Annotated in this window: 13 protein-coding genes; 9 read left to right on the top strand and 4 right to left on the bottom strand. The window is 71.8% G+C overall.

The features are described from left to right. The first annotated feature begins 95 nt into the window (after nucleotides 1–95). The 4 genes from HII36_RS19940 to HII36_RS19955 are packed head-to-tail and all read left to right on the top strand — an operon-like array spanning nucleotide 96 to nucleotide 3,065. On the top strand, nucleotides 96–1,025 hold the full coding sequence (locus HII36_RS19940; RefSeq protein ID WP_217369705.1) for a metal ABC transporter substrate-binding protein: 930 nt from the start codon (nucleotides 96–98) through the stop codon (nucleotides 1,023–1,025). After that, nucleotides 1,022–1,813: a metal ABC transporter ATP-binding protein gene (locus HII36_RS19945; protein WP_173524730.1), complete on the top strand. Its 792-nt coding sequence runs from the start codon at nucleotides 1,022–1,024 to the stop codon at nucleotides 1,811–1,813. Before HII36_RS19940 ends, HII36_RS19945 begins: the two co-directional genes overlap by 4 nt. Beyond that, nucleotides 1,813–2,688, top strand: a complete 876-nt coding sequence (locus tag HII36_RS19950) for a metal ABC transporter permease (RefSeq protein ID WP_407940816.1) — start codon at nucleotides 1,813–1,815, stop codon at nucleotides 2,686–2,688. The genes HII36_RS19945 and HII36_RS19950 overlap by 1 nt, the downstream gene beginning before the upstream one ends. Continuing rightward, entirely contained in the window at nucleotides 2,685–3,065 is a 381-nt protein-coding gene (locus tag HII36_RS19955; protein WP_173524732.1) for a Fur family transcriptional regulator, read from the top strand. The genes HII36_RS19950 and HII36_RS19955 overlap by 4 nt, the downstream gene beginning before the upstream one ends. On the opposite strand, the gene HII36_RS19960 is transcribed toward HII36_RS19955, so the two are convergent. Next, nucleotides 3,014–3,922 carry a DMT family transporter gene (locus HII36_RS19960; protein ID WP_173524733.1) on the bottom strand — a complete coding sequence of 303 codons (909 nt, stop codon included), beginning with the start codon at nucleotides 3,920–3,922 and terminating at the stop codon, nucleotides 3,014–3,016. The genes HII36_RS19955 and HII36_RS19960 overlap by 52 nt on opposite strands. Nucleotides 3,923–3,992: 70 nt before the next feature. On the opposite strand from HII36_RS19960, the gene HII36_RS19965 reads away from it, so the two are divergent. Further along, entirely contained in the window at nucleotides 3,993–4,541 is a 549-nt protein-coding gene (locus tag HII36_RS19965) for a CGNR zinc finger domain-containing protein (protein ID WP_173524734.1), read from the top strand. Between the two features lie 104 nt (nucleotides 4,542–4,645). Then, nucleotides 4,646–5,434 (top strand): alpha/beta fold hydrolase, encoded by a 789-nt coding sequence (locus tag HII36_RS19970; protein ID WP_173524735.1) that lies wholly within the window; start codon nucleotides 4,646–4,648, stop codon nucleotides 5,432–5,434. Nucleotides 5,435–5,438: 4 nt separating this feature from the next. On the opposite strand, the gene HII36_RS19975 is transcribed toward HII36_RS19970, so the two are convergent. Together HII36_RS19975 and recO are read right to left on the bottom strand one after the other, a co-directional pair. Then, the gene (locus HII36_RS19975; RefSeq protein ID WP_173524736.1) at nucleotides 5,439–6,212 is read right to left on the bottom strand and encodes an isoprenyl transferase; all 774 of its coding nucleotides are present in this window, start codon (nucleotides 6,210–6,212) and stop codon (nucleotides 5,439–5,441) included. Further along, nucleotides 6,151–6,942, bottom strand: a complete 792-nt coding sequence (recO, locus tag HII36_RS19980; RefSeq protein ID WP_173524737.1) for a DNA repair protein RecO — start codon at nucleotides 6,940–6,942, stop codon at nucleotides 6,151–6,153. The genes HII36_RS19975 and recO overlap by 62 nt, the downstream gene beginning before the upstream one ends. Before the next feature lie 158 nt (nucleotides 6,943–7,100). Between recO and HII36_RS57925 the strand changes: the two genes are divergently transcribed. Continuing rightward, the gene (locus HII36_RS57925) at nucleotides 7,101–8,615 is read left to right on the top strand and encodes a CDP-alcohol phosphatidyltransferase family protein (protein ID WP_173524738.1); all 1,515 of its coding nucleotides are present in this window, start codon (nucleotides 7,101–7,103) and stop codon (nucleotides 8,613–8,615) included. Then, nucleotides 8,612–9,331 carry a DUF5941 domain-containing protein gene (locus HII36_RS57930; RefSeq protein ID WP_173524739.1) on the top strand — a complete coding sequence of 240 codons (720 nt, stop codon included), beginning with the start codon at nucleotides 8,612–8,614 and terminating at the stop codon, nucleotides 9,329–9,331. Before HII36_RS57925 ends, HII36_RS57930 begins: the two co-directional genes overlap by 4 nt. A 48-nt stretch (nucleotides 9,332–9,379) precedes the next feature. On the opposite strand, the gene HII36_RS19995 is transcribed toward HII36_RS57930, so the two are convergent. Next, nucleotides 9,380–9,955 carry an alpha/beta hydrolase gene (locus HII36_RS19995; protein WP_173524740.1) on the bottom strand — a complete coding sequence of 192 codons (576 nt, stop codon included), beginning with the start codon at nucleotides 9,953–9,955 and terminating at the stop codon, nucleotides 9,380–9,382. Between the two features lie 118 nt (nucleotides 9,956–10,073). On the opposite strand from HII36_RS19995, the gene HII36_RS20000 reads away from it, so the two are divergent. After that, the coding region (locus HII36_RS20000; RefSeq protein WP_173524741.1) for a hypothetical protein at nucleotides 10,074–10,813 on the top strand (740 nt) is incomplete at its 3' end.

Consider the following 10,813-nt stretch of genomic DNA (forward strand, 5'->3'; position numbering starts at 1 on the left):
GGGTGCCGTCCGGCGTCGCCTGGCCCCCAGCCGCCGTACGGCATCTCTTGCCGCGATTTTGACAACCGTTTTCATTTTGCGCCATACTGACTCACATGATGTCAGGACATTCCCGCCCACGTTCCGTCGGACTGCTGGCCGGCGCCGCCCTCCTGCTCGCGACCGCCGCCTGCGGGTCGGGCACGGCCGAGACGAACGCGAGCGGCAAGCCTGACGTGGTGGCCGCCTTCTACCCCCTGCAGTGGCTGAGCGAGCAGGTCGGCGGCCAGGACGCCCAGGTCACCGTGCTGACCGCGCCCGGCGTCGAGCCGCACGACCTGGAGCTGGGCGTGCAGCAGGTGAGCCGGCTGCGCAAGGCCGCGCTGACCGTCTACATCAAGGGCGTGCAGCCCGCCGTGGACGAGGCCGTCACCGAGGACAAGAGCTTCGACGCCGCCACCGCCGTCACCACCATCCCGGCCGGCGAGCACGCGGGAGAGTCCGAGGCCGAGCACGAGGCCCACGAGCACGAGGTCTCCTACGACCCGCACCTGTGGCTCGACCCGTCGCGCCTGGCCATCGTGGCCACCAAGCTCGGCGAGCGGCTGGCCGAGGCCGACCCCGCGCACGCCCAGGGCTACCGTGACCGCGCCGCCGCGACCGCCACCACGCTCGGCACGCTCGACCAGGAGTTCAGCAAGGGGCTGAGCGCCTGCGCGACCAAGACCATGGTCACCGCGCACGAGGCGTTCGGCTACCTGGCCGACCGGTACAAGCTCAAGCAGATCGGCATCACGCTCGACCCCGAGACCGAGCCGACCCCGGCCCGCCTGTCGGAGGTGGCCAAGCTGGCCAAGGCCGAGCAGGTCACCACGATCTTCACCGAGGCCCTGGTCAGCCCCAAGGTCGCCGAAGTGCTGGCGAGCGAGGTGGGGGCCAAGACCGCGGTGCTCGACCCGCTGGAGAGCAAGCCGTCGGGCGACTACCTGTCCGCCATGCGGGAGAATCTCCAGACCCTGCGAACCGCTCTGAGGTGTACGGCATGATCGAAACGGCCTTCGCGATGACCGGCGGCCGGGTCACGCTCGACAGCAAGCCGATCCTGCGCGGCATCGACCTGACGATCTGCCCCGGCGAGGTCGTCGCGCTGCTCGGCGCGAACGGCTCGGGCAAGTCGACGCTGGTCCGCGCGCTGCTCGGGCTCACCCCGCTGTCCGGCGGCCAGACCCTGCTCTACGGCAGCCCGCCGGCCAGGTTCCGCGAGTGGTGGCGCATCGGCTACGTGCCGCAGCGGCTCCAGGTGGGCGGCGGCGTGCCCGCGACGGTCCGCGAGGTCGTGGCCTCCGGCCGGATCGCCAGGCAGAGCAGGTTCCGCCGCACCAGCTCCGCCGACAAGGCCGCGGTGGCGAGCGCGCTGGAGGCCGTACGGCTGACCGACCGGGCGGGCGACCCGGTGCAGTCCCTGTCGGGCGGCCAGCAGCAGCGGGTGCTCATCGCCCGCGCGCTGGCCGGCGATCCCGACACGTACGTGATGGACGAACCCACCGCCGGCGTCGACGCCGAGACCCAGCGGCTGCTCGCCGACACGCTGTCCGAGCTGGTGCTCGGCGGCAAGACGGTGGTCCTGGTGGCACACGAGCTGGGCCCGCTGGAGCCGATCATCACGCGCGGCGTGGTGATCCGCGAGGGCCGCGTCGCGCACGACGGCGCACCCCCTCGGCCCGAGGGCGAGTGCGCCAGGCCGGGGCACGAGCACGTGCACCCGCACGCCCCCGAGAGCGCCGCCGGCGTGACGGTCGGGCCGCTCACCGGGTGGCAGGGAGAACCGCGATGATCTTCGAACTGCTGCAGGAGAACCTCTTCCAGCTCGCGCTGATCGCGGCGCTGCTGGTGGGCCTGTGCGCGCCGGCCGTGGGCACGTTCATCGTGCAGCGCAGGCTCGCGCTGCTCGGCGACGGCATCGGCCACGTGGCGCTGACCGGCGTCGCGCTGGGCTTCCTGACCGGCAGCGCGCCGGTGCTGACCGCCGTGGCCGTGTCGATCGCCGGGGCGGTGGCCATCGAGCTGGTCAGGGCCCGCGGGCGCACCAGCGGCGAGGTGGCGCTCGCGCTGCTGTTCTACGGCGGCATCGCGGGCGGCGTGATGCTCATGGCCGTCGCGCCCGGTGGCAGCAACGCCAAGCTGAACTCCTACCTGTTCGGCGCCATCGCCAGCGTCACCGAGCAGGACATCTGGATCATCGGCGGGCTGGCCGCCGCGGTCATCGGGGTGGTCGTGGTCTTCGGCAGGGAGCTGTTCGTGCTCTGCCAGGACGAGGAGATGGCCAAGGCCAGCGGCCTGCCGGTGCGCTTCCTCAGCCTGGTGATCGCGGTCACGGCCGCGCTGACCGTGGTCATCGCCATGCGCGTGGTCGGCCTGCTGCTGGTCAGCGCGCTGATGGTGATCCCGGTCGCCACCAGCCAGCAGCTCACCCGGGGTTTCCGCGCCACCATGCTGCTGGCCATGCTGTTCGGCGTGATCGCCTCCGTCGGCGGACTGCTGGCCTCGACGTTCTCGGCCAAGGTGCCGCCTGGCGCGGCTATCGTGCTTCTCGCGCTGTGCGGCTTCGTCCTGGCACTGGGTGTCGGTAAATTCGTACGGCGAGGCAGAATCCAGGGGTCAACCACCGAGAGCGAACGGCCGGGAGCACCGGCCGAGGAGGTCGCATGACGACGAGGCGTGATGCCGTGCACGACACCCTCCGCCAGAGCGAGGGTTTCCGCAGCGCGCAGGACGTCTACGCCGAGATGCGTCAGCACGGGGCGAAGATCGGCCTGACCACCGTCTACCGGGCGCTGCAGTCGCTGGCCGACGGCGGGAAGGTCGACGTGCTCCGCACCGACGACGGCGAGTCCGTCTACCGTGCCTGCGCCAGCGACTCCCATCACCACCACCTGGTCTGCCGCCGCTGCGGTCACACCGTGGAGGTGGCCGGGCCGGCGGTCGAGCGCTGGGCCGAGATGGTCGGCAGCGAGCACGGGTTCACCGAGATCACTCACACGGTCGAGGTCTTCGGCACCTGCTCGACCTGCTCAGTTAAAGACTGAGTGCGCCGCGAGCCGTAGAGCACGCCGAGGACGATCACCGCGCATCCGGCGAACTGCAGCGGCGAGGGGCGCTCGTCCAGCGCCAGGGCCGACAGCGCGACCGTGGTGATGGGCTGCACCAGCAGGAGCAACGCGGTGAGCGCGGCCGGCTGCCTGGGCAGCGAATACGTGATCAGCGACCAGCCCAGCACCTGCGGCCCGAGCGCGAGCACCAGCAGCCAGCCGTGCGCCGGCCACGACGGGGTGAAGTCGGCGCCGCCGAACAGCGGGCTGAGCGCCGCGATGGCCAGCGTGGCCACCACCGTGGCGTGGGCCAGCGGCGCCGCGCTGCGCGCCGAGCCGGCCTTCATCAGCAGCAGGAACGCGGCGTAGGACAGCGACGTGGCCACGCCCGCGAGCACGCCCATCAGCGGGTCCGAGCCGTAGGCGGCGCTGTCGAACACCCCGGAGATCAGCACCACGCCGGCGAACACCACCGGCGTGGCGATCATGAGCTGGTTCGACGGCCGCTCGCGGAAGACCGCCCAGGCGGCGAACGCCACGATGAACACCTGCAGGTTGCCCAGCACGGTGGCGAGTCCGGCGCCCACGTAGTCGATGGCGTGGTGCCAGAACAGCAGGTCGAGTGCGAACGTCAGGCCCGCGGCCCAGGCCAGCAGCATGCTCCGGCGCGGCAGCGGGCCCAGCCTGCGCCGCTCCAGCCAGGCCAGCACCAGCATCGGCGGCACCGCGTACGCGCAGCGGAACAACGCCGACGTCGCCGGTGACACCCCGGACAACCGGACCAGCGGGCCGGAGGTGGAGATGATCAGCGCACCGGCGATCGCGATCAGCACGATACGGCGATGTGCACTCATGGAAACCCCCGACCCCCCAAGGTAGAGATACGCTGCGACCACGCTAGAACCGGCCCGGACAGGAGTCAACATGCCGTTTGGCCATGACATGGTGCATTCGCTTGCCACCGTCGTCGAGTTGGTCAACACCTCGCCATCGACCGGCGGCGACGACGGCTTGGTCGACCTGGCCGAACTGCAGTCCTTCGTGGACTCGCGCGAGATCAGCGGCGTCGGCGCGCTCACGGCCCGCGACCTCGGCCAGGTCCGCCAGGTGCGCGAGGCCTTCCACCGCGTCTTCACCGCCCCCGACCAGCCCGCCGCGGTGCGGCTGCTGAACGGGCTGCTCACCGAGACCCGCATCACGCCCAGGCTGACCGAGCACGACGGGCACCCGCTGCACGTCCACTACCACGCCGCCGACGCCTCGCTGGCCGAGCACCTGGCCGCCGACTGCGGCGTTGCGCTGGCGCACCTGCTGGTCGAGGACGAGTGGGAGCGGCTGCGCACCTGCTCGGCGCCCGACTGCGAGCGGGTGTTCGTGGACGAGTCGCGCAACCGCTCGCGCGTCTACTGCGACAGCCGCACCTGCGGCAACCGCATGCACGTGGCCGCCTACCGGGCCCGCCGCCGCGCCTGAGCCCCGCCGGTCAGGGGCACCGTCGGTCAGCGGCGCCGTCCGGTCAGGAGCATGGTCGCTCAGGAGCGTGCTCGGCCGGCGGGGTCGTCGGTTAGCGTGGTGGCATGGACGTGCACAGCGGTGTGCTCGAGCCCGGCCTGCCCTGCTACACGCTCGGCTCAGGCCCGCCCCTGGTGGTGCTGCGCTGGTTCACGCCCGACCACGCCAACCCGTCGGGCTGGGAGCTCAGGAGCGAGCTGAAGGCCGTCGGGCCGCTCGCCCGGCATTTCACCGTGCACGCGGTGGGCCGCTCACCCGGCCTGGCCGACGGCGTCACCATGGCCGACCTCGCCGCCCAGCTCGCCGAGGCGCTGCGCGGTCGGTTCGGCGAGCCGGTGGACGTGCTGGGCATGTCCTCGGGCGGCTCGCTCGCCCTCCAGCTGGCCGCCGACCACCCCGACGTGGTGCGGCGGCTGGTCGTGGCCGGCGCCGCGGTCACGCTCACCACCCGCACCCGGGAGGCGCAGCGCCGCTACACCGAGGCCGTCGCGGCCGGCCGCCGCGGCGTGCACCACCAGGCGTCCCTGGTCGGCCGCACCCCGCTCAGCCGGGCGTTCTTCGGCACGCTGATGTGGCTGATCGATCCGCTGATGCGGCCGCGCGACCCGCTCGACATGCTGCGGTTCGCCCGCGCCGAGGACTCCTTCGACCTGCGCGGGCGGCTGTCCGGCATCACCGCGCCCACGCTGGTGGTGGGCGGGGAGCGGGATCTGGCGTACTCGGCGCCGCTGTTCGAGGAGACGGCGGACGGGGTGCGCGACGGCCGGCTGATCCGCTACCCGGGCGCGAGCCACCTGGGCACGTTCACCCACCCCCGCTTCGCCCACGACGTCGCGGAATTCCTCGGCCGCTGACCGCTCAGACCTGGTTCGGGATGGCGCCGCCGTAGCGGCGGTCGCGCTTGGCGTAGACCTCGCACGCCTCCCACAGGTCACGCCGGTCGAAGTCGGGCCACAGCCGGTCCAGGAAGACCATCTCCGCGTACGCCGACTGCCAGAGCAGGAAGTTCGAGAACCGCTGCTCACCGGAGGAACGCACGAACAGGTCCACCTCCGGGATCTCCGGTTCGTCCAGGTAGCGGGCGAAGACCTTCTCGTTCACCTTCGACGGCTTGACCCGCCCGGCCGCGATGTCGTCGGCCAGCTTCAGCGCGGCCTGCACGATCTCGGCCTGCCCGCCGTAGTTGACGCAGAACTGCAGGGTCAGCTTGGTGTTGCGGACGGTCATCTCCTCGGCCGTCTGCAGCTCGGAGATCACGCTCTTCCACAGCCGGCCCGGCTTGCCCGCCCAGCGCACCCGCACGCCCATGGCGTTGAGCTCGTCGCGCCGCCGCCTGATGACGTCGCGGTTGAACCCCATGAGGAAGCGCACCTCGTCGGGCGAGCGCTTCCAGTTCTCGGTGGAGAACGCGTACGCGCTGAGATAGGGGATGCCCAGCTCCAGCGCGCCCTCGATCACGTCGAACAGCGACGACTCGCCTGCCTTGTGCCCCTCGGTACGCGGCAGGCCCCGGGTCTTGGCCCAGCGGCCGTTGCCGTCCATGATGATGGCGACGTGCTTGGGCACCAGGTCACGCGGGATCGGCGGCGGAGTCGCTCCAGAAGGATGCGGAGACGGGGGTCGGACGTTCACTGGGCTCCCTTTCGACGTGTCGGAGAGAGCGTATTCCGTGTTCGAGGTGCCATTGCAGATATGCGGCCACGAGCCCGCTGCACTCGCTGCGATGGCGTGACTCCGAGGCGTCGGCCCTGGCCCAGTCGCCGCGCAGCAGCGCGGTCATGAGCCCCATCGTCTCCGCCGCGGGCACCGCGGACCCGGCCGGCCGGCACCCGCCGCACACCGCGCCACCGGCCACGATGGCGAACGCCCTGACCGCCGGTGCCTGGCACTTGGCGCAGGCGTCGAGCGCGGGCGCGTAGCCGGCCACGGCCAGCGAGCGCAGGAAATAGGCGTCGAGCACCAGCCTGGCCTCGTGCGCCCCCTCGGCCAGCGTGCGCAGCCCGCCCACCAGCAGCAGGAACTGCCGCAGCGCCGGCTCCTTCTCGCCGTGCGTCAACCGGTCGGCCGTCTCCAGCATGGCGCTGCCCGCGGTGTAGCGGGGATAGTCGGCGGCCAGGCTCTCTCCATAGGGTCTGATGGTCTCCGCCTGGGTGACGACGTCGAGCGTGCGCCCGGTGTGCAACTGCAGGTCGACGTGCGTGAACGGCTCCAGCCTCGCGCCGAAGCGCGAGGTGGTGCGGCGCACGCCCTTGGCCACGGCCCTGATCTTGCCGGTGCGCTTGGCCAGCACGGTGACGATGCGGTCGGCCTCGCCGAGCTTCTGCGTACGCAGAACAACGCCTTCGTCACGGTAGAGACTCACTCATCCATCTTATGGCCGCACGCTGGAACGGTTACGGGCATGCTCTGTTGACGCGACTTTGCGCAACCGTCACTAGACTTTGACGTCTGTCCCCGCGTTACCCGTTGTTCAACCCCCCGCCGTTCAACCCCCCGTACCAACCGCCTCGAAAGGGAGTCATGACCCGCGTGGTCCTGCTGGGCGCTTCGCCCGGCCCCGACATCTCTCCGACCGGCCTGAGGCTGGCCGCACTACCCGGCAATCCCACCGTGGGCGAACGGCTGCGCAGCCAGCTCGTCTCTCTGGATCCGCGGCCGGCCACCATCGATTCCGGCGACGTGGCCGCCGCTCTTCGCGCCTTGGCCGACGTCGCGGAGTCCGCAACGGAAAACCTCTTCATCATCCCGGAGAACTCGGTCGTCCACGACGAGCTGATCTACCAGATCACCAAGGCCAAGCGCGGTGCGCTGGCGCTCGTCGCCAAGGAGCCCCGACCTGAGATCACCGACGAGTCCCAGCCCCAGGAGGAGGTGATCCCGATCGAGGAGGCCGAGCCCGAGATCGGGCGCAACCGACTCGAAGGGCTGCCGGTCCGCTCGCGCGCGGGGAAGTCCAGGGTCATCTCGGTCGGCACCGCCGCCCACGCCGTGACCAGGCCCAACACCGCACTGCTCGGCCCGCTGCACATCAGCGCGCGCAACGCGCCCATGCTGGCGCAGACCTGCCGCGAGCTGGCCGCCCTGGCGCCGCTGTTCGGCGCCGACGACGACCTGGTGCAGCTCATCGTGTTCGGCCTGGTGCGCAACGGCGTGTCGGTCGGCATCAGGGGCCGCCGTGACCTGTTCTACCGCCGGGTCACCACCCAGGAAGAGGTCAACGAGGCCGCGACCGAGATGTCCGGCATGAACGAGGACCGGGCCAGGCTCGACAACGCGGTCAAGGGCGCCGACGGCTTCTTCACCACGTACTTCGTCTCGACCTACTCCAGGTTCATCGCCCGCTGGGCGGCCAGGCGGGGGCTCACGCCCAACCAGGTCACGCTGATCTCGATCGCGCTCGGCGTCGGCGCGGCGGCCTGCTTCGCCACCGGCGACCGGCCGTGGATGATCCTCGGCGGCGTGCTGATCTACTTCGCGTTCGTCTTCGACTGCGTCGACGGGCAGGTCGCCCGCTACGCGCGCAAGTTCGGCGTGCTCGGCGCCTGGCTCGACGCGACGTTCGACCGGTTCAAGGAATACGTGGTCTTTGCCGGTCTGGCGGTCGGCTACGTGGTGGCCGGCCACAGCGACGACATCTGGATCTTCGCGCTGGCGGCCATCGGCCTGCAGTCCGTACGCCACCTGCTCGACTTCTCCTTCGGCATCTCCAACCGGCGCAAGGCGCCGGCCCCGCTGCCGACGTTGCCGCTCGACGCGCCGTCCGACCGCGACCTGCGCCAGGCGCTGGAGCGCCGCCGGGTCGAGCGCAGCCAGGGCCTGCGCGGCGTGCTCAAGATGTGGACGAAGGCCGGCAAGTTCCGCGCCGTCCACTGGGCCCGCAAGATGATCGTGTTCCCCATCGGCGAGCGGTTCGCGGCCATCGCGATCACCGCCGCCCTCTTCGACGCCCGCATCACCTTCCTCACGCTGGTGATCTGGGGCAGCGTCGCCGCCGCTTACACTCTCACCGGACGCCTCATGAGGTCGCTCGTATGATCACGCAACCGCAGGCCGCCGCCACTCCGACGCCGGATCCCGACGAGGAACGCCGCCGCATCCAGACCGCCCGTCTGCTCGCCTACCGCGACGACGGCCCCCTCGTGCACGCCCTGGCCGGCCGGATCGGCAAGGGCCTGCCGCCGGTGCCTGCGACGCTCGTCGCGCTCCTGGCCGTCATCGGGCTCACCGTCTCGGGCGTGCTCGACTCCGGGCCGATCCTGCTCCTGCCGGTGGCGATCATGCTGGTGCTGGTGCTGCCCACCGCGCCCCGCGACCACCTGGGCCGCTTCGACTGGCTCACCCCGCCGCTGCTGCGCGGCACCGAGTTCCTGACCATCATCGTGCTCGGCCTGGCCGCGGGCGCGCCGAAGTGGCTGCTGTTCGTGCTGGTCTACGTCGTGGGCTACCACACCTACGACACCGTCTACCGCACCAGGCAGAGCATCTGGCCGCCGGCCTGGGTCTTCCACGCCGGGCTCGGCTGGGAGCTGCGCCTGGTCATCATCGGCGCGGGCGCGGCGCTCGACGTGCTGACGCCGGTGCTGGCGCTGCTCACGGCGTACCTGTTCGTGTTGTTCGCGATCGAGAGCGTGACGAGCTGGGTGCGTCTCGACAAGGCCTCCGCGCAGGCGGGCGCCGACGCCGAGCAGGACCTCGAGGCCTCTCCCGAAGACGCGCTGGAGCAGGCGACGGGCGAGGCGGAGAAGGGCTGAGCCCACTCCCCCGCCAGGGCCACGTACGGTTCTCGTACGTGGCCCTCGCTATGTCCGCAGGCCGCCGGCGAAGGCGTCGACGGCGGCGGTCACCCGCCGCAGCATGGCGGCGGACTCGATCGGGTCGTCGGTTCCCAGCCCGTGGTCGGCGTTCGGGAGCTCCAGGACTTCCAGCGGCAGATCGCGGATCGTGCCGGGCCGCCAGCTCGGGTCGGCGGTGCCGCCGACGAGCAGCGCGGGCGCCTTGGCCCGGGCCAGCCCCTCCACCACCAGCGGACGGTGCAGCAGCGGGGTGAGCCAGATCGCGGGCAGCCCGCGCTCGGCGGCCAGCGGCGCGGCCAGGCTCGACAGCGACTTGCCCAGCAGGAGCAGCGTGCTCGCGGACTCGGCCGCCAGCGCGGCGCCGACCTGGTCGTGCACCCAGGCGGGGTCGTCGTCCTCGGGCTGCGCCGGGGGCTCCCACCAGACCTCCTGGGTGGTCCAGCCGTGCTTGCCCAGCACCTGGGCGGCGAACTGGATGAGCGGGCGGGCGGGCACGCAGAAGCGGCCGTGGAAGAGCAGTGCGACGCGATCCGGGTCGCGTTCGGCCCGGGTGGGCCAGCCGTGCACGGTTTCCGGGTACATGCCGGCGGAGTCTAGGCGGCGCGGTGCCAGGGCGGCGTTCGCGGGAAGTGAGCGATTAGTCTGGATCGCAGGGACCACCCGGGCCGGGATGCCGGCCCGGCCTGAGCCGGGAGAGCGGATGGCGTTCTTGTCACGGCTGTTGAAGCGGGGCGACCCGCTGTCTGAGCGTGATGACGCGCATCGGCAGGGCATGCGCGACGCGCGCCGGCACCCGCTGGGCGAGTTCACCGACCCGGACTTCCAGCCCGCGTACGTGACGGAGGTCAGGGCCCGGGCCAGGGAGCGCATCACCGAGCTGGACCGGCGGCTGGCCACGACCAGGACGGCGCTGCTCGGCCGGGCCGTCGAGGCCAGGGAGACCGTGCTGCGCGAGCTGAGCCGCGCCGACACCCGGCCGGAACCGCCGGTGAACGGCCACGACCCCGCGCCGCGGAGCGAGTCCGACGACCCGTTCATCTCCATCGCCGAGGCCAGGCGGCGGCGGGCGGAGGCGCGCCGCCGGGTGCTGGTCGAGGAGGCCAACGCCGGCGTGCAGCGCGCGCGGGCGCACATCGAGCAGCTCACCCAGGAGTGGGAGAGCGCGCTGCTGGAGCGCGACCAGGACGTGGAGGCCGTGCACGCCAGGGCCGAGCAGCTCATCGCCGCCTATCGGGCGGGCGTCATGCAGGAGCATCCGCGCAGGGAGGAGATCCCGGCGTTGTGGAAGGGCGAGGTCGTCGCGATGGACCCGACCGGTGAGACCCCGGTCGGGCTGTCCGGCCGGACGGAGATCGGCCGGATCTTACGCGAGGTCGAGGACCGCATCCAGGTGTGGCACGCCGAGGTCATGCCCGCGGAGCTGACCCACGAGCCACGCCC

The organism is Nonomuraea antri, assembly GCF_013283785.1.
GTDB lineage: Bacteria > Actinomycetota > Actinomycetes > Streptosporangiales > Streptosporangiaceae > Nonomuraea > Nonomuraea antri.

What these genes read in the sequence shown, in the direction of transcription:
- HII36_RS19940 (WP_217369705.1), top strand. Translation starts at nt 96, where the DNA reads ATGATGTCAGGACATTCCCGCCCACGTTCCGTCGGACTGCTGGCCGGC.
- HII36_RS19945 (WP_173524730.1), top strand. Translation starts at nt 1,022, where the DNA reads ATGATCGAAACGGCCTTCGCGATGACCGGCGGCCGGGTCACGCTCGAC.
- HII36_RS19955 (WP_173524732.1), top strand. Translation starts at nt 2,685, where the DNA reads ATGACGACGAGGCGTGATGCCGTGCACGACACCCTCCGCCAGAGCGAG.
- HII36_RS19960 (WP_173524733.1), bottom strand. Translation starts at nt 3,922, where the DNA reads ATGAGTGCACATCGCCGTATCGTGCTGATCGCGATCGCCGGTGCGCTG.
- HII36_RS19965 (WP_173524734.1), top strand. Translation starts at nt 3,993, where the DNA reads ATGCCGTTTGGCCATGACATGGTGCATTCGCTTGCCACCGTCGTCGAG.
- HII36_RS19970 (WP_173524735.1), top strand. Translation starts at nt 4,646, where the DNA reads ATGGACGTGCACAGCGGTGTGCTCGAGCCCGGCCTGCCCTGCTACACG.
- HII36_RS57925 (WP_173524738.1), top strand. Translation starts at nt 7,101, where the DNA reads ATGACCCGCGTGGTCCTGCTGGGCGCTTCGCCCGGCCCCGACATCTCT.
- HII36_RS57930 (WP_173524739.1), top strand. Translation starts at nt 8,612, where the DNA reads ATGATCACGCAACCGCAGGCCGCCGCCACTCCGACGCCGGATCCCGAC.
- HII36_RS19995 (WP_173524740.1), bottom strand. Translation starts at nt 9,955, where the DNA reads ATGTACCCGGAAACCGTGCACGGCTGGCCCACCCGGGCCGAACGCGAC.